The organism is Methanobacterium veterum (assembly GCF_000745485.1).
GTDB classification, from domain to species: Archaea; Methanobacteriota; Methanobacteria; order Methanobacteriales; family Methanobacteriaceae; genus Methanobacterium_D; species Methanobacterium_D veterum.
Map to the genome: position 1 here is coordinate 210,541 of NZ_JQJK01000009.1, position 25,467 is coordinate 236,007.

Annotated in this window: 21 protein-coding genes and 1 tRNA gene; 18 read left to right on the forward strand and 4 right to left on the reverse strand. The window is 35.0% G+C overall.

Annotated features, from left to right (window positions below; all coding sequences use genetic code 11):
• Positions 1-30: 30 nt before the first annotated feature.
• From EJ01_RS04405 to EJ01_RS04435, 7 genes are all read left to right on the forward strand, one after another.
• Positions 31-1,080 (forward strand): methyltransferase family protein, encoded by a 1,050-nt coding sequence (locus EJ01_RS04405; protein ID WP_048081498.1) that lies wholly within the window; start codon positions 31-33, stop codon positions 1,078-1,080.
• A 670-nt stretch (positions 1,081-1,750) separates the two neighbouring features.
• Positions 1,751-2,800 carry a methyltransferase family protein gene (locus tag EJ01_RS04410; RefSeq protein WP_048081499.1) on the forward strand — a complete coding sequence of 350 codons (1,050 nt, stop codon included), beginning with the start codon at positions 1,751-1,753 and terminating at the stop codon, positions 2,798-2,800.
• 1 nt (position 2,801) lies between these two features.
• On the forward strand, positions 2,802-3,860 hold the full coding sequence (locus EJ01_RS04415; RefSeq protein ID WP_048081500.1) for a FecCD family ABC transporter permease: 1,059 nt from the start codon (positions 2,802-2,804) through the stop codon (positions 3,858-3,860).
• Position 3,861: 1 nt separating this feature from the next.
• Positions 3,862-4,620 carry an ABC transporter ATP-binding protein gene (locus EJ01_RS04420; protein ID WP_048081501.1) on the forward strand — a complete coding sequence of 253 codons (759 nt, stop codon included), beginning with the start codon at positions 3,862-3,864 and terminating at the stop codon, positions 4,618-4,620.
• Between the two features lie 165 nt (positions 4,621-4,785).
• Positions 4,786-4,861, forward strand: a tRNA-Arg gene (locus tag EJ01_RS04425).
• 638 nt (positions 4,862-5,499) lie between these two features.
• Entirely contained in the window at positions 5,500-5,892 is a 393-nt protein-coding gene (locus EJ01_RS04430) for a Rieske (2Fe-2S) protein (protein WP_048081502.1), read from the forward strand.
• Positions 5,893-6,132: 240 nt separating this feature from the next.
• Positions 6,133-7,644, forward strand: coding sequence for an FAD-dependent oxidoreductase (locus tag EJ01_RS04435; protein WP_048081503.1), 1,512 nt, complete (start codon positions 6,133-6,135; stop codon positions 7,642-7,644).
• A gap of 495 nt (positions 7,645-8,139) precedes the next feature.
• On the opposite strand, the gene EJ01_RS04440 is transcribed toward EJ01_RS04435, so the two are convergent.
• Positions 8,140-8,472: a hypothetical protein gene (locus EJ01_RS04440; RefSeq protein WP_048081504.1), complete on the reverse strand. Its 333-nt coding sequence runs from the start codon at positions 8,470-8,472 to the stop codon at positions 8,140-8,142.
• Between the two features lie 634 nt (positions 8,473-9,106).
• Here EJ01_RS04440 and EJ01_RS04445 point away from each other — a divergent pair.
• Together EJ01_RS04445 and EJ01_RS04450 are read left to right on the forward strand one after the other, a co-directional pair.
• Positions 9,107-9,574, forward strand: a complete 468-nt coding sequence (locus EJ01_RS04445) for a YbhB/YbcL family Raf kinase inhibitor-like protein (RefSeq protein ID WP_048081505.1) — start codon at positions 9,107-9,109, stop codon at positions 9,572-9,574.
• A gap of 23 nt (positions 9,575-9,597) precedes the next feature.
• Positions 9,598-10,818: an LVIVD repeat-containing protein gene (locus EJ01_RS04450; protein ID WP_157197597.1), complete on the forward strand. Its 1,221-nt coding sequence runs from the start codon at positions 9,598-9,600 to the stop codon at positions 10,816-10,818.
• Between the two features lie 63 nt (positions 10,819-10,881).
• Here EJ01_RS04450 and EJ01_RS04455 read toward each other — a convergent pair whose 3' ends face one another.
• Positions 10,882-12,660, reverse strand: coding sequence for a helicase C-terminal domain-containing protein (locus EJ01_RS04455; RefSeq protein ID WP_048081563.1), 1,779 nt, complete (start codon positions 12,658-12,660; stop codon positions 10,882-10,884).
• A gap of 195 nt (positions 12,661-12,855) precedes the next feature.
• Here EJ01_RS04455 and cobI point away from each other — a divergent pair, with 195 nt between their 5' ends.
• On the forward strand, positions 12,856-13,560 hold the full coding sequence (gene cobI / locus EJ01_RS04460; RefSeq protein WP_048081506.1) for a precorrin-2 C(20)-methyltransferase: 705 nt from the start codon (positions 12,856-12,858) through the stop codon (positions 13,558-13,560).
• A 17-nt stretch (positions 13,561-13,577) separates the two neighbouring features.
• Here the strand turns inward: cobI and EJ01_RS04465 are convergent, their stop codons facing one another.
• Complete coding sequence (locus EJ01_RS04465) at positions 13,578-14,378, reverse strand: V4R domain-containing protein (protein ID WP_048081507.1); 801 nt, start codon at positions 14,376-14,378, stop codon at positions 13,578-13,580.
• Between the two features lie 165 nt (positions 14,379-14,543).
• Between EJ01_RS04465 and EJ01_RS04470 the strand changes: the two genes are divergently transcribed.
• The 4 genes from EJ01_RS04470 (at position 14,544) to EJ01_RS04485 (ending at position 19,697) form a co-directional block, all read left to right on the forward strand.
• Positions 14,544-15,767 carry an FprA family A-type flavoprotein gene (locus EJ01_RS04470; RefSeq protein ID WP_048081508.1) on the forward strand — a complete coding sequence of 408 codons (1,224 nt, stop codon included), beginning with the start codon at positions 14,544-14,546 and terminating at the stop codon, positions 15,765-15,767.
• A 24-nt stretch (positions 15,768-15,791) separates the two neighbouring features.
• A complete protein-coding gene (locus tag EJ01_RS04475; RefSeq protein ID WP_084689138.1) occupies positions 15,792-16,211 on the forward strand; it encodes a ferritin-like domain-containing protein in 420 nt (139 codons plus the stop codon).
• A gap of 970 nt (positions 16,212-17,181) precedes the next feature.
• Entirely contained in the window at positions 17,182-17,868 is a 687-nt protein-coding gene (locus tag EJ01_RS04480) for an HAD family hydrolase (RefSeq protein WP_048081510.1), read from the forward strand.
• Between the two features lie 218 nt (positions 17,869-18,086).
• Positions 18,087-19,697, forward strand: coding sequence for a metallophosphoesterase (locus EJ01_RS04485; protein WP_048081511.1), 1,611 nt, complete (start codon positions 18,087-18,089; stop codon positions 19,695-19,697).
• Positions 19,698-19,706: 9 nt separating this feature from the next.
• Here the strand turns inward: EJ01_RS04485 and EJ01_RS04490 are convergent, their stop codons facing one another.
• Positions 19,707-20,477, reverse strand: coding sequence for a V4R domain-containing protein (locus EJ01_RS04490; RefSeq protein WP_048081512.1), 771 nt, complete (start codon positions 20,475-20,477; stop codon positions 19,707-19,709).
• A 333-nt stretch (positions 20,478-20,810) separates the two neighbouring features.
• On the opposite strand from EJ01_RS04490, the gene hcp reads away from it, so the two are divergent.
• The 4 genes from hcp to tes all read left to right on the forward strand — a co-directional run bounded on the left by hcp (position 20,811) and on the right by tes (position 25,435).
• Positions 20,811-22,097 (forward strand): hydroxylamine reductase, encoded by a 1,287-nt coding sequence (gene hcp, locus EJ01_RS04495; protein ID WP_048081564.1) that lies wholly within the window; start codon positions 20,811-20,813, stop codon positions 22,095-22,097.
• Between the two features lie 279 nt (positions 22,098-22,376).
• Entirely contained in the window at positions 22,377-22,985 is a 609-nt protein-coding gene (locus EJ01_RS04500; RefSeq protein ID WP_048081513.1) for a rubredoxin, read from the forward strand.
• A 227-nt stretch (positions 22,986-23,212) separates the two neighbouring features.
• Positions 23,213-23,830 (forward strand): TetR/AcrR family transcriptional regulator, encoded by a 618-nt coding sequence (locus tag EJ01_RS16355; RefSeq protein WP_052375839.1) that lies wholly within the window; start codon positions 23,213-23,215, stop codon positions 23,828-23,830.
• 114 nt (positions 23,831-23,944) lie between these two features.
• Positions 23,945-25,435 (forward strand): tetraether lipid synthase Tes, encoded by a 1,491-nt coding sequence (tes, locus tag EJ01_RS04510; protein ID WP_048081514.1) that lies wholly within the window; start codon positions 23,945-23,947, stop codon positions 25,433-25,435.
• Positions 25,436-25,467 lie beyond the last annotated feature (32 nt).

Below are 25,467 nucleotides of genomic sequence, written 5' to 3' on the forward strand. Positions count from 1 at the left end.
TTTTATTTTTTATTTTACAGGGGTGATAATATGAATATTACAGAACGTCCGGGGACATCGTTGGAAGGACTGCAGAATATGGTTGAAAATGCTGCCAATGGTTTAAAAGTGTTTAGCATCTTAAAAACTTCAATAGAGATGGGAATTTTTGATATTTTAAACAAGGGTACAACATGCAGGCAGCTTTCTGAAAAACTTGAAATTGAACCTGTGTTAACCTATTATCTCTTAGAAATACTTGTTAAATTGGGGTTGGTAGAGAAAGAAGGGGAAAATTATAAAAACACGCCTGTTTCAGAAACATATTTGGATTCTGAATCAGATTATAAACGGATTAACTGTATATTATCTATGGAAGAACCGCTTAATCTTTGGAATAACTTAAAACATACCTTAAAAGGTAAAACAGCAAAAAAAGATGAGAACTTTTTCCAGTTCATTATACAGGTAATGGCTGAAGATGCCCTATGCGGTGAGCTGCAGGATACAGTTGAACTGGTGGCAGACTACGATGAATTTAAGAATGCAGAGACTTTACTTGACCTTGCAGGAGGTCATGGCATGTATTCAATCGCTTTTGGCCAGTTAAACCCTGATCTGCAGTGTTACGTGTTTGACTTCCCTGATGTTTTGGAGGAAACCAAGAAGTTTATTGATAAATATGATTCCAGTGTTCAGACTATTCCTGGAAACTTTTACGCCGATGATTTTGGGGGGACTTACGATGTCATATTCTCATCGTACAATCCTGGAGGTAAGAACCCTGAAATCGCTGAAAAAGTTTACAATTCATTAAATCGTGGAGGGTTATTTGTAACTAAGCAGTACTTCCCTGAAGCTGGCTCAGACTCGTTGGAAGATCTTTTAGATAATATGGAGTGGAACTTCACCAACTTTGAGAAATCCAATAAATCAAAGGAAAGGTTCACATTTAAAAATGATTTGAAATTTGAAAAATATCTTTTATTTTTAGAAGATCTGGGATTTTCTATAGTGAGCGTACATCGTATAGGCCATTTTAATACGTCTTTTGGAAATAAAGCACAGGATAAAATGATAATAGCTAAGAAAGTGAGTTAATCTTGATGATTCAACCATATTAGGTGTATTTAAAAAGCCATCTAAGGGTGGTTACAGTTTTTTTTATTTCGCTGCTCTTGGTATATGTTCTAATTTTAAATGTGAATCTGTGATCATGTATTACAAAATACTCTTTTTTGAGTATTACATTTTTGAAAGTTGCTTATAAGTGTGTTATTATCATTTGTTTAAGTATTACGTTAAAAGGGTTCCTTTATATATGTATTATTACTTAGATCGAAAGTATTATAACTGATTTTGCTTAATTTATACAAAATGGAGGCGATTTTATAAATCCAAAGTTGGTGGTGAGTATTACTATTATTGCAATAGCATTAGAATGGGGTGCTGATCTATACGTCAGGTAGTGCAAGTTCAAGTAGTGGAAGTACAGTTTTCGTAACTTATGTTGCAGGTAGAACAATTTTGGACCTTATTTAAGTAAATAAAAGATTAAGGACATATATTCTGGAGATAATGTACTTGAATGCAAGTGAAATGATGAAATATTCACAAGTTCGATATTTGGTAATGATGTATCAATATACGGCGGCTGAAGGAAAATTATAGTGGATTCAAACAGTTAAATCTTTAATAAATTCTTTATTTTTTGAGGTTGAGGAAAATCATAGATTTTTGCCAAAATTTACAATTTTGAGGGGTGAAGGAGATGAATATTACAGAACGTCCAGATGTTTCAGCAGAGGACCTACATGGAATTATTGAAAATACGTTAAACGGCTTAAAAATATACAACGTCCTGAAAACTTCCATAGAACTGGGAGTTTTTGACATTTTAGAACATGAAATGACTTACACGCAGCTTTCTGAAGAACTTGGAATTAAACCCGCAATGGCAAACTACCTTTTAGAGATACTTGTAAAATTGAATCTGGTAGATAAGTCAGGAGAATTTTATAAGAATACGAGATCTTCACATTTATATTTAAACTCAAAATCTAGTTACAGTAGGATTAGATGCATATCTGCTTTAGAAGAGAATGTGAATCTATGGAATAATTTATCTAACAGCATAAAAGGGAACATAACTAGAAAAGAAGAGGTTATTTTCCCTATGGTTGTCCAGAGAATGGCTGACGACTGCTTATGCGGTGAACTGCAGGATACAGTTGAACTGCTGTCGGGTTACGATGAATTTAAAAATGCAGAGACTTTACTTGACCTTGCAGGAGGCCACGGAATGTACCCTATTGCTTTTAGCCAGGTTAATCCAGACTTGCAGTGTTATGTGTTTGACCTCCCTGATGTTTTAGAGGAAACCAAGAAGTTTATTGATAGATATGATTCCAGTGTTCAGACTATTCCTGGAAACTTCTACAACGATGATTTTGGCGGAAGTTACGACATCATCTTTTCATCCTACAATCCTGGAGGTAAGAACCCTGAAATCGCTGAAAAAGTTTATAATTCTCTGAATATGGGCGGATTATTTGTAAATAAACAGTACTTTCCAGAAAACCAACCGGGTTCTTTAGAAGATGTTCTGGATGATATGGAATGGAATTTCACCAACTTTGAGAAATCCCATAAAACAGGCAGAAAATTCACATTTGAAGGAGACCTGCTCTTTGATGAATACTTGGAATTTTTGGAAGGCCTTGGATTTTCAGTGGTGGACGTGCACCCAATAACTCGTTTTAACACTCCTTTTGGAAGAATTTCAAGGGACAAAATTGTAATAGCTAAAAAAGTGAGATAAATTGAGCTTTAAAGATAAAACAGTTACAGACTATAAGTCATATATACGGAATAAAACATATATTGGGATTTTTTTAGTTATAGCTCTGGTTATAGCAGTGATATGTTCAATTAAAGTAGGTGCTGCAAATTTATCAGTATATGATATAATAAATGCACTAATTAACAGGCAGGCAGACGGGGCTTTGATCATCTGGAACATCCGTATTCCCAGGATTCTAGCTGCTATAATTGCGGGTTGCTGCATGGGTATTGAAGGATGCATAATGCAAAATGTACTCAGAAACCCTTTGGCAAGTCCTTATACCATGGGAATTACTCAGGGAGCAGCTTTTGGAGCAGCATTTGCAATTATAGTTTTGGGAGCAGGGACTTTAAACAGCATGCAGGCAGATGCAGTTATTATAAACAACCCTTATCTCACAGTTGTTGCAGCATTCTTGGGCGCAATGATCGGTGTTAGTATAATCCTTTTGATAGCGAGGACTAGGGGTATAACACCCGAAGCAATGATACTTGCAGGTGTGGCAATGAGTTCCTTATTCATTGCAGGGATACAGTTCTTACAGTATTTTGCATCTGATACTCAGGTCGCAGCCACTGTATTCTGGACATTTGGAGATGTCGGAAAGGCAATGTGGAACGATGTCTGGCTCATGTTTATACTTTTGATACCTGCTTTGATATACTTCATGTATCATGCATGGGATTATAACAGCCTTGAAAGTGGAGAAGAGACTGCAAAAGGGTTAGGTGTCAATACAGAACGCATAAGGCTGCATGGAATGCTGATCTCTTCATTTACATCTGCAGTGGTGGTGGCATTTCTGGGAGTTATAGGCTTCGTGAGTTTAATAGCCCCCCATATCATGAGGAGAATTATAGGAAACGACCATAGATTTTTAATCCCTGCATCGGCTATTCTCGGCGCTTTAATACTGCTGATATCTGATACGATTGCAAGGGCAGTGTTGTCACCTATTATACTGCCTGTGGGTATTATAACGTCCTTTTTAGGGGCACCTCTGTTCTTTTATCTAATAATAAAAATGGGGCGATAAAATGGTTCTTTCAGTTGATAAAATTGAATTTTCTTATGGAAATGCAACAGTACTTAAAGATGTGAACTTTAAGGTTAAAAAAGGAGATTTTGTTTCAATACTGGGAGTTAACGGGTCTGGAAAATCTACTTTGATGAAATGTATAAACAGGATCTTGAAGTTTAAAGAGGGCATGATCTTCGTTGAAGACAGGGACCTGAAGAAAATGAAAGACATCGAAATTGCAAGAAAAATTGGTTATGTACCTCAAAGTTCAGAAACAGGGTTTGTCACAGTCTTTGATGCAGTTTTACTTGGTAGAAAACCTTACATAAAATGGGATATTTCCAAGAAGGACATAGAATTAACAGAGAATATATTGAAGGTCATGAACCTTGAAGAATACGCCCTCAGGTACATAAATGAACTTAGTGGAGGAGAGCTGCAAAAAGTTGTTATAGCACGTGCATTAGTCCAGGAACCTCAAATTTTACTTTTAGACGAGCCTACCAGTGACCTTGACTTAAAAAATCAGTTAGAAGTGATGAAGATCATAAGGGAAGTATCAGATACTCACAATATTGCTTCAATTGTGGTTATGCATGACATAAACCTTGCTTTAAGATATTCTGACAAATTTATAATATTAAAAGAAGGCCAGGTATTCACCACAGGTGGAAAAGAAGTTATAACTCCTGAAATTATAAAAGAAACTTATGGGGTTGATGTGCATGTTAAAAACTTTGAAGGAGTCCCAATGGTGATTCCAAAGTCTCAATAAGTTAATTATTTTGTATGTATGGAAAATAATGTTTCTTGGAATACATGTAGAAACTTTTTTTCATTTATTTTCAACTCCAAATTACAATAAATTTATAATGAATGAAGTTATAAGCTATCTAATGTACCATTTTCATTTTGATCATAATCTAAAAATTATTTAAATGGGCCTGTAGTCTAGCCAGGAATATGACGTGGGACTTCGGATCCCAAGGTCGGGGGTTCAAATCCCCCCAGGTCCGCTAAATTTTTTTAAAAAAAATTTAATTTAAAATCCTCGTAAAAAATCGAAGATTTTTTACTGTGGAAATCTAAAATCAAAGCGAATTCTAATTTTAATCCCATTCTTAATTCAATAAATTCTAATTTTGAATTCTTATCTAAATTCCTAAATGATTTCAAAACAAATGGGTTCTGCCTCGCTGACGCTCGGAGATCGAAAATCAATACGAATCCCTTAAATCATCTAAAGATATCAAACTATTTGGTCCATACAAAAGAACAATACTATAACTATGCAAAATCCATTAAAATCTCTTAAAAACAATTTAAAATCTATTCAGTACTCTGATAAAAGAAATCATCTAATCAATTTTTTTGAATCCTTTAACTTTCAACAATCTCATCGTTTATTTTCTTTCAAAAAACTCTTTTTAAACCCTCAACTGCGAAATTATTAAATGTTAATCAATCAATAATTATTACTACTCATGGTTTATTTGCATGTGAAAATACTGTAAACTAATCTTTAATCATGTAATAAATAAGAATTTGAGATTGTAACTAATTAAATCACATAATAAATAATTATATCTTTATTTTTTTATTAAATATGCTTTAATCGGTTGTTATTTTTAAAATAGGCTTTAGGGGTGATAAAATTAGTTTTGTTGAAGTTGCCAGGATTGATGAAGTACCTGAAGGAAGCATGAAGCATGTTGAGGAAGGAGATGCTGAAATTCTTTTAGCAAAGGTCGATGGGAAAATTTATGCGGTAGGTGACAGGTGCGGCCATATGAATGCGAGGCTTTCAATGGGCAAGTTACAGGGAACTACAGTTATATGTCCTTTACACGCATCTCAGTTCGATGTCACCACTGGAAAGAACGTTAAAGAACCAGTCCTTACATCAATTCCTGGAGCGGAAAAAGTTCCTGAACTCAAGAAATATTCAGAACGTTTAGAGAAAATTATTGCACCTGTAAAAACTTATGATTTGCCTACTTTCAACGTTAAAGTTGAAGGTGAGACTATATTGGTTAACATTAAGTGATTATAATGGTTTTTTAGGGTTTAAAGTTTTAAATTACTGAATTGTTTAAAAATCGCAAGTCTAATAAGTCATATCTGCCATAATAATATAACATCAAGTTATACATTAGAATTCAATTGACTTTTCATTCTACAAGTGTTTCATTAAGTTTATAAGTAAATACCCTTGAATCAGTAAAATATTAGCTGATGCATTATTTTTAAGATGCAAATTTAGTATTGTTGGAAAGGTTGAGATAAAATGTCAGATGAAATACCTGGAAAAGCAGAAAGCTTCTGGATAGATAGTACTCCTGAGACTAATTTTTCCAAACTGGAAAATGGACTTAAGATAGATGTTGCTGTACTTGGCGGAGGTATAGCAGGTCTTACAGCTGCAATAATGCTTAAAGAATCGGGTAAATCAGTTGCAGTGATTGAAGCGGGGCGTATAGTAGAGGATATAACTGCCACTACCACTGCAAAAATCAGTGCACACGCATTTTTTTACAGTACAATGCTGGATAATTTAGGCAAAGAAAAGACCCAAATGTTTGCTGAAGCTAATTTAAAAGCTGTAAAATCTGTTTCTAATTTAGTATCTAAATATAGTATAGATTGTGATTTCCACAGGACTCCCTGTTATATTTACACTGAAGCTGAAGAGGAGGCAGGTATATATAAATCTGAAGCAGAAGTAGCGCCTGAGCTTGGACTTCCAGTATCATATGTTGAAAATATTTCTTTCGCGCCCAATGCAAAAGCAGGCGTGGTATACCAAAACCAGGCAGAATTTCATCCACGTAAATATCTCCTTGGGCTGTCAAAAGAAATATCAGGCGAAGGAAGTTATATATTTGAAAATACGAGAGTTCTTAAGGTAAAAGAGGGCGAGTCTTATAATATTGAAACTAATCAAGGTTCAATTGAGGCAGATAATATTATAGTAGCTACTCACACGCCTATATATGATCCAGATAGCCTCTATGCATATTTAACAGTACAAAGGTCGTATATAATGATGTATCATGCCAGAGAACCATTTCCAGAGGGAATGTATGTATGTCTTAACCCATTCCATACTTACCGTTCAATTCCAACTGAAAAGGGCAAGATGATCATGATTGCAGGTGAGCATCAAATTGTTGGAACTCCTATCGATACTCGGGAGTGTTATAATCGCCTGGAAAAATATGCTGCTGATAACTGGGAAATTGAATCCATTGAATATCACTGGTCTAATCAAGACGATACTGCTCCAGACGGATTTCCTATAATTGGAGAAACGTCTAAATCTGGAGTTTATGTTGCCACAGCTTTTGGAGGATGGGGCATGACTCATGCCACAACTGCTGCTTTATTAATTACAGATCTTATAACAGGCAAAGAAAATCATTTAGCAGAATTATTTAACCCTTTAAGATTCAAAGGCTCAAAACCAGTTATATCTCGTGACGATGAGAAATTAGAAATTGCACGGAATTTCCAGGAAGGTAAAATATCATGGCCTTTGAATATTGAAATCCCTGATTTATCTCAGGGTGAAGCTCGAGTAATAGGTGATGGTAAAGAGAAATTTTCAGTATATCTTGATGAGGAGGGCCATATGCACTGTTTACAGGCAGTATGTAATCACAGGGGATGTGATTTAGTCTGGAATACTGCAGAGAAAACATGGGACTGTCCATGCCATGGGTCACGTTATAATTATGAAGGACAGGTTATACACGGGCCAGCAGTGATGAACCTTAAAAAATATCCAGAAAATAGATAGATCAAGTTATTTTAAAAGAATTTTTCATTTTAAGCAGTGTTTTTTAATCCATGTTCTTAATTTTATATAACCCTGCACAGTTCAGATGCACGATAGGTTTAATTGACAATTTACAAAAATAAACAATACTTAATAATAAACAATACTTAATTTAAGGCATAACATTAATACGCTCATGCCCAGATGTTGTGTAAATAATATCGCTTCATTTTCATGTGATTGCTGATTAAGTAAATTGCATTTTTTTAAAATCCCCTGTAATCAATTAAAATTACAATTTAACATAAAGTATAACTCATGCACAGGATCATGGACATGTAAAAATGCGATTTTTACGGTCACAAAAACCTTCGAAAACTGTTAAATCTTTGATTTGACGCATCGAAAATTGTAAATTTTCGAATGCTTTGTTTTCGAGGTTTCAAAAATCTTCGATTTTTGAAGACCGACAGTTTTTGTGAACATGAGCGATTTAAAATAAATATCTGGAAAAGCCTATTTCTTAAATTCCTCTTTAAACTGATTATAAGCTGTTTTGAAGCCGGTTAGTCTTTCTCTAAATAATTTTTCCTCTTCAAGAAGCTTTTCTTCAGGTAATTTTGGGCTCATATATTTGTCAATGCCTATTTTCATGATATTTTTAGGGATCTCGTAGTTTATTTCATATTCAAAATTAGAAGTGAAATTAATATCTATGTATTGCGCCATTTTACTGCTTAAATGGGAGTATTCTTCTTTGCTAATTTCTGCATCTTCCATTTTTACTTGCCGACATATAGAACCGGAAATTCTATCTATCACCGTTTCATCACTGACTGTTTCTAACATTAAAATCACCAGTTCATAATTGGTTTTTGTAACAGATAAACTTTGATAAAAACTATTTTTGTTATGGAAATGGGTAAATATTCAACTGTTAAAGGTGATTTAATTGTCAATATGTATTTACAGTAATGTTTAATAAAACGGCTCTGTAGAAGACTCTAGAAAAAATTAAAATTTTTTTTATTTGGATATATGGATTATATTAGATCTAATAGATATTTCCACAAATTTCAGAATTTTTAAAAAGCTAAAAAACAGTTGATTACAAATTAACTTTAAAAACAATTACGTTGTTTTACCAATTTACCTGAAATCTTTTTTGCCTCTGAAGATAAGTTCATTATAAAATAGTTTTTAAATTATAACTTAATTACAGCGGCTTTTTATCAATTTATACTGGAAAATAAACAGTATATTTAATACTAGTTTGATATGTGCATCTATTTGATAATTTTGGATGTTATCATCATTTATAATATATTAAAGCTTTAAATTATTTTTTATCAGGACATAGGGGCGGGGATTATGGATTTGGATTATAATAGATCATATGAAAAATCAATTACATAATACAAATCAGAAATACTTCTTCAACTTGAAATATTTAAAATTGAAACATTTTTAAAGGGGGTTTGTTATGGCATTGAATTTAGGAGATCTCCACATTAGAAGTCCTGCTTTTGGTTCTCTGGAGCGTATTCCAGAACATTATGTATATAATGGAGATAATATTTCTCCCCCAGTAGACTGGGGCGGTGTTCCACTAGACACAAAAGAATTTGCATTAATTTGCCATGATCCCGATGCTCCACTCCCCTATGGATTTACTCACTGGGTTGTATATGGAATACCTGCAGATGTTACAGGTATAGGAGAAGGTGAAGGAAAAAAGGCTTTCACAGAAGGTATTACAGGATATGGAGAACAGGGGTGGGGAGGTCCAGCTCCACCTCCAGGACATGGGCCGCATCATTATTATTTCTGGTTATATGCTCTTGACACGGTTCTTAACTTAAAACCGGGATTAACTCGTGAACAGCTGCTAGATGTTATTGCTGACCATGTCACTGTACAGGCTCGCCTTGTTGGAATTTACGAGTTGTAAATGCATTTATTAGATGGGATAAAATGAAGGAAGAACTTCCGCAGGGATTTGTAGCAAGTAATGTTCAGGCTGTTGGGTACAGTGATCTAAAGGGGAGGCCTGCCTTTAAAATGTCAATTCGTGAGCATAATGGTCGGTGGTATCTTTATACTGGGCATTTCTGGCATTCGGGATGGAGTATTGTAGATGTTACAGATCCAACAGCCCCTCAATTAGTTAAATTCATTCCCGGCCCGGAAAATACTTTTACTCTTCAAATGGAGTTATCAGATAACATAATGATCACTGCCCTGGAAAAGATATTTCCAAACTTTGGTGGAAATCCAGGCAAGCCTTTTGAGGAAGGTGTGCTCATCTGGGATATTAGTGATCCTGTTAATCCAAGAAAATTAGGGCAATTTCGCACTGGGGGAACTGGTACTCATCGTAATTTCTATTCTGGTGGCCGATATGTACATTTAGCTGCTGGAATGCCGGGATATGATGGAAATATCTATGTAATTATTGACATCAGTGATCCAGCTCTGCCAGTTGAAGCAGGGCGCTGGTGGGTACCAGGACAGCATACAGCGAGGGGAGAAAAGCCGCATAAACCTTATATATCATTGCACGGCCCACCATATGTTGTGGACAAGCTGGCATACCTTCCTTATGGATCGGAAGGTATGGTTATACTGGATATCAGTGATTTATCTAAACCTGAAGAAGTAAGTCGTTTGAGCTTTAGTCCGCCATTCCACTCACAGTTCAGCATGCACAGTGTACTTCCTTTACCTGAAAAAGGGATTGCATATGTTAATTCGGAGGATACGTCCTATGGTAAAGGGCCGTTACATCATGCGTCCATCGTAGATATCTCCGACCCCTCAAATCCAATGTTGCTATCATTGTTTCCTGAGCCAGTTCCACATTCTGGTGCACCATACCGTGACTTTTTTGAAAAAGGAGGATGGTCAGGCCCACATAATATTAATATACTACAGCACAATCAGGACGTACAGAAACAGGGCGAATTATTTTACATTGCCTATTTCAATGCTGGCTTGAGGGTTTATAATGTTGAAGATCCGCGTTTGCCAGTTGAGGTGGGATATTTCATGCCTCCTGAGCCAAGAAAGCGTTATGGGCCCATGCCCGAGGGAAAATTAGTTATGCAAACTGAAGATGTACTGGTTGACAGGCGTGGTTTTATTTATATTACAGATAAAAATCAAGGGCTGTGGATTTTAAAATATCAAAAATAGTTTGTTTGATTTAGAAGTGTACTAAATTAATATTTAAAAAAATTTGAGATAGTTGAAGAAAATTTAGTATTCTTCTTCAAACTTGTCTGTAATTAGCCATTCTTCTTCAAGTGCAATGGCTTCTTTAAATGATCTTGGGACAAGCGCCTTATAAAGAGGGTTGTTAAACAGCATTTTAATATTCCGGTCTAGAATATAGGTCGCGCAGAAATCGTCTTCTGCTCTCATTCCTCGCCCATAAGCTTGAATTAGAGTCATAATGGTTTTATATGCGTACCATTTGGGGTCATGTTTTTTCCTGCTGTTTACCTGTTTATCTCCAAGGTAAGGGAATGGTATTTTATAAATCACCTGAAACTGACATTTTTCGTAGGGGAGGTCTACACCTTCACTCATTGAGGGGCTTACAAGCACCATTGGTTTATCTGTTTTTTCAAATTGCTGTAGTTTCATTTCTCTATTTATGTAAGTGTGGCCCATTAACCGTGGATCTTTTAGATTAGCCATTATATATTTTTGACATTTATAATTGTGGGTGTGAATCAGCCCTTTTTCATGTTTGTGATGTTCCATAATCTTTTTAAGAATTGGAAGTGTTTTAGGCGCTGTGAATTTAATTGATCTCTGGGACATGTTCCCAACTGGTTTTATATAAACCGGCCGGCTTGATGCTGCAAAGTTACTTTTAATTTTAAGGGGATACGCCTCTTTGTAGTCAATTCCAAGCCATTTGCAGAATAACCGATGGTCCAGTATAGTTGCACTCATGAAAAGGCAGATATCTGCATGTTTAAACAGCATGTTCTGCGCATATAAATCGATCTTTAATGGTTTAAATGATACTCCTCCAGGGGTTGGATCTACAACCCAGTTTTCAGCGTGCTCTTCTAGATTAGTTAAGAGTTCACGCAGTCTAAAACGGGTACTGACTATTCTATCTCCCTTATTTTTTGGAAGTTTTTTAGTGTTGATTTCTTTATAGGCATCATGGAGAATTTCAACGAAAAGTATCCACTCTTCGGGGTCTTCAAAATTCAGCATTTGAGGAGGTATCGTTTTTTTAATATCTTTTTCAAGACTTTGATTCAGTAAATTAACCTCTAACCTGCGCATGAGTTTATCTTCGATGTTGTGGGCTTCATCAAGCACCATGAAATTCCTTTTTGGGAAATGCCTCACATAGTTGAGCTCAAGGAGCGCATAATCATAATTCATCAGGGTTATGTCGCTGTTTGCGGCATCTGCTTTCTGCTGCCAGTAACTGCATTTATCCAGGGATTTGAAGTAGTATGGGAATCCTCCTGCATCTTCAAATGCAAAATGAGCTTCATCACCTTCAGTCTTGGTTACACCAAAGTCGCAGGAAAATTTCTGTGATCTGGGGGTTGTCTGGCACATTCCATTATCACAGCTTATCTCTAAATCTCCAGACTTGCATGAAAAGTTGCCTCTTCCTTTAACTAGGGGATAACTGAATTCATTCGCGTACTGACTTTGGAGCTGTTTTGTCATTGTGAGGATATAAGCCGGTTCATACATCCTTGCAAGCGTTGTTGCTATTGCTGATTTTCCAGTTCCGGTCCCTGCTTCAAGGATTATATATTTGTATCCTTCCTCGATTGCACTATCAATTTTTGATATTATCTCCAGCTGTCCTTCCCTTGGTTCTTCAAATGGAAAATTATTTAGTATTCTATTTTTTACACCTGGATTTTCCATTTTAAGATTAGCTATGTGATCTCTTGGAATTCCTGTCGATTTGTTTTCCTTTAATTTCTTTGTAGAGCAAATGCATCGCTGTTTTATCATCTTACATTCGCTGCAAAAAAAGCCATTATCCATAATCATTTATATTCTAATAATGTTATAAATAGGTAAGTCGCTCAAAATTCTATGAATTTTGACGCCCCGAAAATCACTGATTTTCGAGGGTTCCATATATTATCTATTTAAATAAGTCAATAATACAATTTAATCTTATTTTAAAGCTAATAATTAGGATTTAAAGATATTAAAGATTATATTTGAGGTAAATTCATGAAAAAAGGCAAATTCATAGGTATAGGTGTGGGGCCTGGAGACCCTGATCTTTTAACAGTAAAAGCTGTAAAAGCATTGAATAAAGTTGACGTAATATGTGCACCTAAATCTTCAAAATCAAAGCCAAGCGTGGCATTATCAATTATAAATCCGGTTTTAAATGATCGTAAAAGCAAGTATGAAACATTGGAACCTCTTTTCCCAATGATTGAAGATAAAAAAGAGCTTCAAAAGTATTGGACAGATGCCGCACAGGTTATAATTGAGAAATTGAATGAAGGGCTGGATGTGGCATTTATAACATTGGGGGACCCTTCTGTTTACAGTACTTTCTCTTATGTGTTCAAAATAATTGAAGGCATGGACTTTGAAACAATGATAATTCCAGGTATAACCTCATTTACAGGGTGTGCGGCAAGCGCAAAAATGCAGCTTGCAGAAAAAGATGAAATCATGGTTATAGTACCAAAGGTAGATGAAAGGTTATCTCAGATTATGGCATGTGGTGATACATTCGTTATAATGAAAACATCAAGGCATTCTGATATGCTTGAAGAGATTATAAATCAGGATAAAAGGGATAAAGAGATAATATCTGTCCAAAACTGCAGTATGAAGGATGAAAAAATATTTAATGGATTTGTAGAGGATAAGAAGTATTTATCTACCACCATTGTTAAATTTAAAAATAGTAAAAATTGATGTATATTTTTACTGTTTTACGATGTTAAACTTTTATAATCGGGATTTCCAAGTTCCTTTTCTTTTATTACAAAACAGCAGTAGTCATCGCCTTTAGCGTAACATTTGACTTCATCAGTGTTAACTTCATGGCCGAAGTGTTTTGAAAAAATCGCTTCCAGTATTCCTGAGTCAAATGCGCATGCAGATCTCCCAATCTGGGGCAAATCTTCACATTCAAAGCAGTCGTATGCATTTATAACTATAGGCTCAGTACTTTCAATCTTAACTCGCCCTAATTTATTTCCTTCCCAGAACTCTGCAATATTTTTAACGAATTCATCTGTATCTGATGATTCTAGATCATTATAAACTGTTTCCCCTACTTTTATACCTGCTTGATGCAGTAAAGGGTCTATATTTATACCTTCTTTTAATAAGGCCACTCTAATGGTTCTAAACATAAGTCTGAAGAATTCAAATGGATCTTTGTAATTGGACATTCCTGAAAAATAATGTTCTGCGCCTTCTTCAAGCTCTTTTATAGAAGATACATCTCCCAGGTGGCGTGATTTAATATAAAATATTTTTCTCCGGCGGTCTTCTGGATCTGGTCGGTAATCAATTATTCCGTCATCTACCAGGGCTTGAAGGTGCTCTGAAACTGTGGATTTGGATTTGCCTGTGTGTTCAACGATGCGGTCAAAACTCATTTCATTTTTCTCAAGTAGAGATAGTATTTGAGCTTTCATAGGGCTTTTAATGACATTTATTCCTTCATCAGTTGAGAATAATTTTACGCCTGTGTTCTTCTGTTTCTTCTGATTTTTTTTAGCCATTACAAATCACATTTAGAGAATATGATTTTCATCATATATAACTAGTTCGGGTATATCAATACGTTCGGGAAAAACCAAACAGAAAAACTTATATAGAATTAGTTCGCATAGTACCATACAGTCAGAATAAAACCAAACTATAATATTAAAACGGAGGACAAAAATATGAAAGCAGAGTCAATGAAAATTAAGGAAGGAGTATATTGGGTTGGAGTATTAGACTGGGATTTAAGAACCTATCATGGTTACACACTTGACGGAACCAGTTATAATGCTTATATGGTCTTTGGGGAAGATAAAGCAGCTTTAATAGATAACTCTTACCCTGGAACATTCCCTGAGTTAATAGCACGTGTTGAAGACGCTTGCAAGAAAGAAGGTAGAGAATTTAAAGTTGACGTGATCGTGCAGAACCACGTTGAAAAAGACCACAGTGGGGTCTTAACAGAACTGCATAAAAAATTCCCTGAAGCACCTGTTTACTGTACTGAAATTGCAGTTGAAGGGCTTAAAAAACACTTCCCTGGTGTTTCAGATGTTAATTTCGTCACAGTGGGAACTGGCGATGCTCTGGATTTAGGAGGAAAGACTCTTGCTTTCTTAGATGCATTTTTATTACACTGGCCTGACAGCATGTTTACACTGTATGCAGAAGAAGGTATTTTATTCCCTAACGATGCATTTGGACAGCACTTATGCTTCCCACAGCTCTATGATAATGAAATACCAGATTACGTGCTTATGGATGCCACTAAAAAGTTTTACGCCAATTTAATCACCCCAATATCAAAACTGGTCCTTAAAAAGTTCCAGGAAGTCACTGATTTAGGCCTTCTTGAGCAGATCAAAATGATTGCCCCTGCACACGGGCAGATATGGACAGATCCAATGAAAGTAATAGGTGCCTACAGCGACTGGGCCACTGGAAAATGCAAAGATAAAATAACCATTATATACGACACCATGCACTATTCCACCCAGCAAATGGCACACGCCATGGCAAATGGAGTTATAAGCGAAGGTGTGGATGTAAAAGTATATTACCTCCACGAGGATGAAAGGAGCGAAATTGTAAAAGATATTCTTGACAGTAAAGCAATAGCTCTTGGGGCCCCAACAATTTATGATGAACCGTTCCCAAGTGTAGGAGACTTAATATTCTACCTCCGAGGTCTTAAGTTCAACAGAACAAATAGAGAACGCCTTGCAGTAACCTTTGGATCAATGGGTGGGGAAGGTGGAACTCCTAAAAAACTAGCTGAAGAACTTAAAAACTGCGGTTTTGATGTTAAAGATCAATACGAAGTATACTACGTACCTGATGCAGATGAACTGGAAAAATGCTTCCAGACAGGTAAAAAGCTTGCTCAGGAGATAAAAGGGCTTTAATTAATTGAAATAGAGGAGATTAAAATGGAAATAATAAACGAACACGAAATTGGAATTTGTAAAAACACAGATATAGAAGAAGCAGTCCAGGCCAACTTTAACGGGGAATGCCAGGAAGTAGGAATGTACCTTGCTATGGCCCGCCAGGCACAAAGAGACGGCCTTCCAGAAGTAGGCGAAGTTTTAACAAGAATTGCACTGGATGAAGCTAACCACGCCTCTCATTTTGCAGAACTTGGAGGAATTATCAAGCCGTCCCTCAAAGAAAACATCGAAATGATGCTAAACGGGGAAACAATGGCCAACAATGAAAAGAAAGCTGCAGCTAAAAAAGCTAAAGAGTGTGATATAGATCCTGCACATGATTTCTTTGATGAAAGCTCAAGGGATGAAGGACGTCACGCTAAAATGTTAGAGGGAATTTTAGAGAGGTACTTTAAATAAACCATGTGCTTCAGTTTATCATCAATTCCCTCATGCCAAGATTGGGAGAGATGTTTAAGATCACCTATCTCTCTCACACTTTGAATTAACTTTATGGAGAGATACTGTACGATAATTAACCTACCACCCTTCATCTAAGTTCTCTCCGCTGCTTAATTCATTGAAAGATTAAATCAGGAGCATATTGCATAGACTTAATCTCTATCACATAATTAAAGTTACGGAGAGATGTTAATGAGGACAATACCGCCTCCGTTCCTTGTTGCTCAAAATTCTATGAATTTTGGGGGCCCAGAAAATCTTTTAAATTGAAATTTTGAAAGATTTTTGAGGGTTTATATCTCTCCTTACACAATTTCAAATTCATGAGAGAAATAATAAATGAGACTACCGCTTCTGTCTTATTCTCTCATTCCCTCCTTATTCAGGTGATTAAATGTATAAATATGATGCAATTATATTTGCCCTCCAAATAATGGGATCCTGAAAATGGAATTAAAACAGGGACTTTTTATTTACTGGAAAATGAAAAACTAATATCCTGAAAAGGGCCGATTCGCGTCTTTGATAAGCCGTATATTCACTCAAGAATTAAAGAAATAATGGTTCCAAGGATAAATTTCGAAACATGATTTTTTTTAATCCACCAATTACTCAAAGATATGAAGCCGCCGAAAATTCAAGAATTTTCGAGGATTTAGAAGAAAAATTCGTTGTCTTTTTTAATATGATAAAATCTTCTTAACTACTTTTGAATAAAATTTGTTCGGTTATATGAATCAGTAAATTTCCTTTGATCTTGATATGGTCTTAATATTTTCTATATTTTGTTAAGTTCTATTTATGGGGTTAATTATCAAAAATGGGCTTAGACAATTGAATTTAGAAAGATGGCTGAAGTGGTTGGGTTGACTATATTAAGTTGAAAATTATAATTCATTTCGGAAGTAAAAAAATATAGATGATAACAATGGTTCAAAATGATATTTTAATGCTATTTGATATTGATGGTACACTGGTTCAGGGAGCTAAATGCCATTATCAAGCTTATATAGAGGGCGTTAAGAAGTTTTATGGCATGGAAGATTATGTGCACAGTGTAAACGCCGCAGGTAAAAGCGATAAACTAATTTTACGTGAAATTTTAACATTAGGGGGCTTAACTACAGAAGAAATTCAGAAAGATTTCCAGAGCTGTTTGGATTTCATGACGGATTACTACCTGAAAAATGTGCAGTATGAGAATATACATGTATTTGATGGAGCTATAGAACTTCTAGATGAGCTTAAGCGTAAAGGTGCACTTTTAGGCTTAGTAACGGGGAATTTAGAATCTATAGCTTACGCTAAACTTGAAAGAGCAGGTTTAAATGGTTACTTTTCATTTGGAGGTTTTGGAAGTGACAATGCTGACCGTTCTTTAATGGTTAAAAAAGCTATAAGCATTGCAAAAAATCAGCTTGGGTTTAATGGGGATAAAATATTTGTTGTAGGAGATACTCCCCGCGATGTAGAAGCAGCCAAAGTTTATAACCTTAAAACTATAGCAGTAGCTACTGGAATGTACAGTGTTAAAGAATTAAGAGATTGCGGAGCAGATTACGTTGTAGAAAATTTTAAAAACAGGGATAAAATAATGGAAATTCTTTATAAATAGTAAAATTATCTCTTAATCTATAAAACACCGTATTAAAGGTTATTTTTTTATTATATTTTTATAATCTTTTTATTAAGTAAATTCCAATCTTATCTTTTTTGATGTATAAAAAGGAAATGTTTAAATGGAAGCTTGAGAACTTATACTTGTTTATAAAATTAATTTAATTAATAAAATAGCGTGCTTGGGTTTATATCTTAACTTAGGAGGTTAGTCCTTTGAATTCTAAAGAAATAGTTAAACCACTGCTAAATGTAGAAACAGACATTCCTTTATCAGATAAAATAGAAAATCCATCTATTATTAACCCTACAGGTAAATTAAATATAGTATTCAGCGAAAATTTAGATATTAATACAGTTTCAGATGGAATAAAACTTTATAAAGTTAAATCTAATGGAAAAGAAATAGAAGAGAACATTATAATAGGTTCTGATGAAAATTCATCATCTTCTCTTTATATCAGTAAATCTGACAATGCAAACTTTACGGAAGGTGAGGAGTATAAACTCCACATAACGGATGGAGTAAAATCTGTAAGTGGAGCATCTTTAAAAGAAGAATTTACAAATTATTTTGCTGTAGATTACTCATTTAATCTGGATTCAAGAGGTATTCTGGATTTAAATAATCAAAGAACGTTGATATTATGTATAAGTGATCTTCATTTAGGTGCAAACGACAGCTACGCTGAAATTAACAGAAACAGAGAAGCCCTGGTTAAGTTCTTAGATCAAGTTAGAACTTCACCAAATGTCAAAGAACTGGTTATAGCCGGTGATTTCATAGATGAATGGTTTATTCCAATGAATATGGATACATTTAATGGAAAAACACAGGGGGACTTTGTAAAAGCGGTGGCTGTTAATAACAAACCTGTAATAGATGCTTTTAATTGCATAATAACAGATGGTAAAATAAAAGTAACATACGTGCCTGGAAATCATGATTTACTGATAAATTCCGAAGATATTCAAAGCATCATGCCGGGAATATTTGAAGCCCGTGATGTTAAAGGTTTGGGAGCATATACTCCTGTAGATTTCCCAGAAATAGTCATTGAACATGGACATAGATATAATTTCTATTGCGCACCTGACTTTTCAAACAGATCTATAACCAAAATAGATTCCATACTGCCTCCAGGATATATTTTTACAAGAATGGCAACAAGTTCAGTTATTCAGGGCCGCCCTAAAAGAGATGATCCATTACCGGTTGTTAGTAAAAATGAACTTGGAGAAGTTCAATATCTTTATTTCCTCTACTGGAATGTCTGGAAAGACCTTATTACGGATTTCCCTGTAAAAGAAGGGCTCGATGAAAAGGTCATAAACACAAATATAGATGGATTCACTGGTTTTTATTCCATAAGTGATGTATTACCATATCAAGACCCAGATAATGGTTATATTGATGTTAAATTACATAATGGAGTTATTGAAGGTTGGGATGAAAGGCAAACTAATAATTTAGTCCCTGTTAAAATACCTACAGCAGAGGCAGTTTTGAAAGGAGATTTAGCCAGTCATCTTGATGATCAATCAGCTGTCCAGTACTTCAATAACCCTGATTCGGATAAACGAATTGTTGTGTTTGGACATTCCCATGAGGCACGTGTTATAACCTCATTCAATGAAAAACAGGAAAAGAATGTCTATATAAATTCAGGTACATGGATAGATAAGAATGAGTGTACCATGACCTTTGTTGTTATTATACCTCCCAAAAGTGAAGATTCAGCTCCTGCATATGCGGGCATTTATCAGTATTCTCAAAGTGGAGATATTAAAAAATTAGGTTCTGAAGTGCTCACGAATCTGAAATAGTCTCTTTGACTATTCATTTTTATCTATAACAAAGCAGCAGTATTTATCGCCCATAGCATAGCATTTTGTTTCAGTAACAGCTCGTTTATCGTTATAATAAGACGAAAAAAGAGATTCTAATATTCCTGCATCAAATGCACATGCAGGTCTTCCAAGGTAAGGTAAATGCCTGCATTCATAGCATTCGCTGACGTTAATTATTAACGGTTCAAGATTTTTAACTTCAACATTACCTAGATAGTGGGTTTCCCAGAACTGGGCGATATTTCCGAGGAATTTGCTCATTTCAGGGTCAGCTACCCTTTCATATAGTGCTTTTCCTACTTTGATCCCTGCATCGTGAAGTATGGGGTCGATATTGATGCCCTGGTTTATTAGGCCTACACGTATGGTCTTAAACATTAATCTGAAAAATTCGAAGGGATCTCCGTCGCTTAAAACATAGCTGGAGACATAACTCTCTAAATCATCTTCCTGTGTTTTATCTCGTGCCAATTCGCCGATATATTCTGATTTTATAAAAAATATCTTTTTACGTGCATCTTGAGGATCGGGCTTTGAACCGATTATTCCATCATCTACCAGTTTTTTGAGGTGTACTGATACAGTTGATTTGGCCTTTCCAGATGAAGCTACTATCTGATCAAAGCTTAACTCTCCTTTTCTAAGCATTGATAGTATTTTAGACTTTACGGGACTATCTATGGCGCGTATACCCTTTGATGTTGCAAATAATCCGATTTGGGTATCATAGGATTTTTTTTGATTCGTGTCTTTCATAAAGATAGCCTCTCTTTAAGGTTTATATCTAGTTCTACTTTAGTCCTAGATAAAATGATATGTTTAAATATTAACTTTTTTGATAATCATATTTTTTGAAAAGATAACTTTTCTTGTTTACAAAGTATGTTGGTGTTCTTTATATATACTTTGTTCGTGTACCATAAAACAAAACCGAAAATTTTATATACTATTGTTCGTAGATAATGAAACATTCGTATGCAGACGAACACAGTAAGATGGAGGAAAAACATGAAATTTGAACTATTTGGTAGGAAAAGTTCTGAATCATCAGGAGGCGGAAGCTGTCCCCCTGTAAAAGAAAATTTAGATATGTTTTGTTACCAGTGCTCTCAAACTGCTAGAGGAACTGGTTGTACAGTAAAAGGTGTTTGTGGAAAAGAAGCAACAGTTGCAAGGCTTCAAGATAATCTATTGTTTTCAATTAAAGGGATATCTGCATATCTTTACCACGCAAGGGAATTAGGATATACAGATCCAGAAGTGGATGGATTTTTAGAAAGGGGATTTTACTCCACATTAACAAATGTTAATCAGGACGCAGGAGAATTTGTAAAGCTTGCCGTTGAATCTGGGGAAATGAACATAAAAACAATGCAGCTTTTAAAGAAAGCTCTTATAGAAAAATACGGCGAACCAGAGCCAAAAGAAGTAAAAACTGGAACTGTAAAAGGTCATGGTATTGTTGCCACAGGCCACAGCCTTAAAGCGCTATATGAGCTGCTTAAACAGACAGAAGGGACTGGAATAAATGTTTACACACATTCAGAGCTTCTCCCTGCACATGGATATCCTGAATTTAAAAAATTCGACCATCTTGTCGGGCAACTCGGAGGACCATGGTTCGATCAGAGGAAAACATTTTCAAAGTACCCTGTCGCAATCCTTGGAACATCAAACTGTGTATTAATACCAACAGATGAATACAAAGAAAGAATGTTCACATCAGGAGTTGCACAGTTACCTGGAGTTCAGCATATTGACGGTTACGATTTTACTCCCGTAATTGAAAAAGCAAAATCTTTACCTGAACTTCCAGATGAACCTGGAGAAAAAGTGTTCACAACCGGATTCGGAGCTTCCACAGTTCTTTCACTTGCGCCAAAAATTAAAGAACTTGTAGAAGCTGGAAAAATAAGAAGATTCTTTGTAGTTGGAGGATGTGACTCCCCACTGCCAAAAACAAGTTATTACAGAGAATTTGTGAAGAATTTACCTGAAGACACAGTTGTATTAACACTTGCATGTGGTAAATACAGGTTCAATGACCTTCAGCTTGGTGATATTGAAGGAGTTCCAAGATTAATAGACCTCGGCCAATGTAACGATGCAATAGTTGGAATCGACATTGTAGCTGCGCTTTCAGAATTATTCGGCCTGGAGGTAAATGAACTGCCTCTGACATTTGTTTTAAGCTGGATGGAACAGAAAGCTGCTGCAATCCTCTGGAGCTTACTTGCACTTGGAATTAAAGGCATTTACCTGGGCCCAATTATACCTGCATGGGTAAATGAAGATATTCTAAATGTGCTGGTCGAAAATTATGATATAACACCAATTGGAGACCCAAAAGAAGACATTAAAACAATTTTAGGATAAGTGTTTAAAGTTCTCATTTCACACCCTTGAAAATATACAATTTTCAAGGGTCTACCTTTTTTTATTGACTTATTTCAACTTTATGCAGATTTGGAGATGAATTTTATCTGTATTAACTTTCAGTTACTTTTAATTACGATTTTAGATTGAATAGCAACATTTATATGCATTATTTTATATAATATACAATTAGTTCGGGTAAAGCCAAACAATATAGGTTACACATAAAATTTTCTTAAAGCTAATGTTTGGGGTAAAAAGTGTTAATTGGTGAGTAAAATGAAGTACAAATGTGATATATGCAGTTATATTTACGATTCAAGTATCGGCGACCCTGAAAATGGAGTTAAAGCAGGCACTGATTTAAAAGATCTTCCTTCAGATTGGGTTTGCCCAATATGCGGCATAGAAAAAGATCAATTTATTTCTCTTGAAGATGAAAAGATAGGATCCGAAGGGGAAGGTCCAATGGCTCTTATGATACTGGCTTTAACACACGGCCTCTGGACAATATCTGGGAGGGGATCTTACTCTGTAACTAGAGAAATAGGCCGTACGTTTATCAATGAATTGAAAAAAGACGGTGTTGAGTTTACAAATGGAGAATCTGCTTTTCAATCTGTAAAAGAATATTTCATTAAACATAAATTTGCAAGAGATATGGAATATGAGGTTAGAGATGGAGAAGCTGAACTTGAAATAAAAAACTGCCGTTTCTTTGGATTGTGTAAGCAGCTTGAAAAACAAGGAGTCTTAATAACAACATGTCCTTATACCAATACTTCAGCAATGGCACTTGAAGAGGCTACAGGTTACAGGTATAGAATCAGTAAAGAACAAAAAGGATATGGTCATAAAATACATTTGAAAAAGGTTTCAAAAGTTTAAGAAAAGGAAAGTATTTAAATTTTTATAAAATTTAAGGAAATTCCTCAAAATTAAACTATTTTTATTTTAAACAATTTTAATTCTGTAGACTGCATAGTCTAGACCATCAGGTTTATATATTATATTTGCAATACACTTAAAACCAGTATATATTGAGAGTGTATGTATTGAAGATTTAAAGGATATACTGCTTTCATTTATAGGCCATCTGATGGAGGATAAATTAAATGGAACAAAAGTCATTTAAAAGAAAAAATGAACTTATTGAGGCGGCTTTAGATGAATTTACAGCGAAAAATTACGAAAATGCTTCCTTAAATATTATCCTTAAAAATGCAGGTATCAGCAAAGGTACCTTTTACTATCACTTTCAAGATAAACAGGCTTTTTACGTGTTTTTACTTCAATCTGCCCATAAAGCTGAGTGCAAATTCATAAATGACCGTATGGGATGTATGGATGATTTTAAAGGGAAAGATATCTTTGAAAGGTTTAAAGTACAGGTCCAGATAGCTTATGAATTTGCGGTTGCATTTCCCAAGTACTTTAAACTCGGTATAATGTTTCGAAAAGAAAGGGGAAATGAAATTTATGAATACGCGAAAAACATCATTGAGAGAAATAAGGAAGCATGGCTTGAGGAACGAATCAAAAAAGCTATTAAAGATGGAGATTTTAATAATAGATTTTCTGAAGATTTCATCCTTAAAATATTGAATTATATGGTATTCCATTTTAACGAAATGTTTGATGAAGAAGAAGACTATAAAATGGAAAAAGTGCTTGAAAATGCAAGTAATCTTGTAGATTTTTTAAAATATGGATTTGGCAATAAAATATGTTAATGAGTTGTATACTAAGAAGGAAAAAGGGGATGTAAACACTTCAAAATGGATACAATCTATTACAAATTATTAAATTTTAATTTTTAAAGTCAATTGGATGCTGGAGGTACAATAATGGTTATTAAAAAGACTAAAAGTTTATGTCCGGATTGTCTTCAAATTATCGATGCTGAAGTTGATGAAGATAAAGATAGGGTTAAGATAATAAAAGAATGTTTAGTGCATGGAAAGTTTGAAAATACTTACTGGAGCAGTGATGAAATTTATAAAAACGCGGTTGAATATGATCATAAAGGGGAAGGAATTGAAAATCCTCAAACTGTTTTAAATGGCGAATGCCCTTCAAACTGCGGATTATGCCCGGAACATGAAAGCCACACTATTCTCGGGCTTATCGATGTTACAAACCGGTGTAATATGAAATGTCCTGTATGTTTTGCAAATGCTGCTGTTTCAAAAAGTCTCTATGAACCGACATATGAAGAGATAAGGGGAATGCTTCAGAATTTAAGGAATAATCAGCCTGTTTCAACTCCTGCAATACAGTATGCTGGAGGGGAACCAACCGTCAGGAAAGATATAGTTGATCTAATCAAGCTTGCCAAGGAAGAAGGTTTTACACATACGCAGATAGCTACAAATGGCATAAAACTTGCAAAAAACCCAAACCTTGCAAGAGATCTTAAAGAAGCAGGATTAAATACCGTTTATCTACAATTTGATGGAATTACAGAGGAGCCATATATCAAAATAAGGAACAGAGATTTACTCTCAACTAAATTAGAGGCAATTGAAAACTGTAGAAAAGTAGATTTAGGAATTGTTTTAGTTCCGACACTTATAAAAGGGATAAATGACCAGCAAGTAGGGAATATAATAAGATTTGCAATTGATAATATTGATATTATAAGGGGAATTAACTTCCAGCCTGTTTCATTTGCAGGTAGAACACCGGCAGATGAAGTAGAAGAACAGCGTGTAACAATCCCTGATTTTGAGAAATTAGTTGAGGAGCAGACTGAATCTAAAATTAAAGTAGAAGATTTTTACCCTGCATCCTCTGTTGTCCCAATTTCCGAGTTTGTTGCGGCTATAGAAGGTAAAGAGCAGGTTACATTTACATGTCATCCTCATTGTGGTGCTGCTACTTATATTTTTATTGACAATGATAAAATTATTCCAGTTACACAGTTTATAGATGTAGATAGATTATTCGGCCTTTTAACAAAAAGTGCTGAAGATATTGAAAAAGGAGGATTAACCGGCAAAGCTAAAACCATAGCAAGGGCAACAGTCGGACTTCCCAAAACTATAGACACGTCAAAAGCACCAGAATCAGTTGATATAAAGAAAATATTGACCTCTGTATTTAAAGAAAGGTCATATTCTGCACTTGGAGATTTTCATAAAAAATCACTGCTTATTGCATGCATGCACTTCATGGATCCATGGAATTTTGATCAGGATAGAGTTAGAAGATGTGTAATACACTATGCAGTTCCAAATGGAAGAATTATACCTTTTTGCTCCATGAACACGCTTTACAGGCAGGAAATTGAGAAAAAGTTTGCAGTTCCTTTTAAAAATGAGCCTGAAAGCGAATAAATCAATAGCTTAATTGAATAATTAAGTTATTT

Coding starts and splice junctions, on each gene's coding strand:
- EJ01_RS04405 (WP_048081498.1), top strand. CDS start 31: ATGAATATTACAGAACGTCCGGGGACATCGTTGGAAGGACTGCAGAAT.
- EJ01_RS04410 (WP_048081499.1), top strand. CDS start 1,751: ATGAATATTACAGAACGTCCAGATGTTTCAGCAGAGGACCTACATGGA.
- EJ01_RS04420 (WP_048081501.1), top strand. CDS start 3,862: ATGGTTCTTTCAGTTGATAAAATTGAATTTTCTTATGGAAATGCAACA.
- EJ01_RS04435 (WP_048081503.1), top strand. CDS start 6,133: ATGTCAGATGAAATACCTGGAAAAGCAGAAAGCTTCTGGATAGATAGT.
- EJ01_RS04440 (WP_048081504.1), bottom strand. CDS start 8,472: ATGTTAGAAACAGTCAGTGATGAAACGGTGATAGATAGAATTTCCGGT.
- EJ01_RS04445 (WP_048081505.1), top strand. CDS start 9,107: ATGGCATTGAATTTAGGAGATCTCCACATTAGAAGTCCTGCTTTTGGT.
- EJ01_RS04450 (WP_157197597.1), top strand. CDS start 9,598: ATGAAGGAAGAACTTCCGCAGGGATTTGTAGCAAGTAATGTTCAGGCT.
- EJ01_RS04455 (WP_048081563.1), bottom strand. CDS start 12,660: ATGGATAATGGCTTTTTTTGCAGCGAATGTAAGATGATAAAACAGCGA.
- cobI (WP_048081506.1), top strand. CDS start 12,856: ATGAAAAAAGGCAAATTCATAGGTATAGGTGTGGGGCCTGGAGACCCT.
- EJ01_RS04465 (WP_048081507.1), bottom strand. CDS start 14,378: ATGGCTAAAAAAAATCAGAAGAAACAGAAGAACACAGGCGTAAAATTA.
- EJ01_RS04470 (WP_048081508.1), top strand. CDS start 14,544: ATGAAAGCAGAGTCAATGAAAATTAAGGAAGGAGTATATTGGGTTGGA.
- EJ01_RS04475 (WP_084689138.1), top strand. CDS start 15,792: ATGGAAATAATAAACGAACACGAAATTGGAATTTGTAAAAACACAGAT.
- EJ01_RS04480 (WP_048081510.1), top strand. CDS start 17,182: ATGGTTCAAAATGATATTTTAATGCTATTTGATATTGATGGTACACTG.
- EJ01_RS04490 (WP_048081512.1), bottom strand. CDS start 20,477: ATGAAAGACACGAATCAAAAAAAATCCTATGATACCCAAATCGGATTA.
- hcp (WP_048081564.1), top strand. CDS start 20,811: ATGTTTTGTTACCAGTGCTCTCAAACTGCTAGAGGAACTGGTTGTACA.
- EJ01_RS04500 (WP_048081513.1), top strand. CDS start 22,377: ATGAAGTACAAATGTGATATATGCAGTTATATTTACGATTCAAGTATC.
- EJ01_RS16355 (WP_052375839.1), top strand. CDS start 23,213: ATGGAACAAAAGTCATTTAAAAGAAAAAATGAACTTATTGAGGCGGCT.
- tes (WP_048081514.1), top strand. CDS start 23,945: ATGGTTATTAAAAAGACTAAAAGTTTATGTCCGGATTGTCTTCAAATT.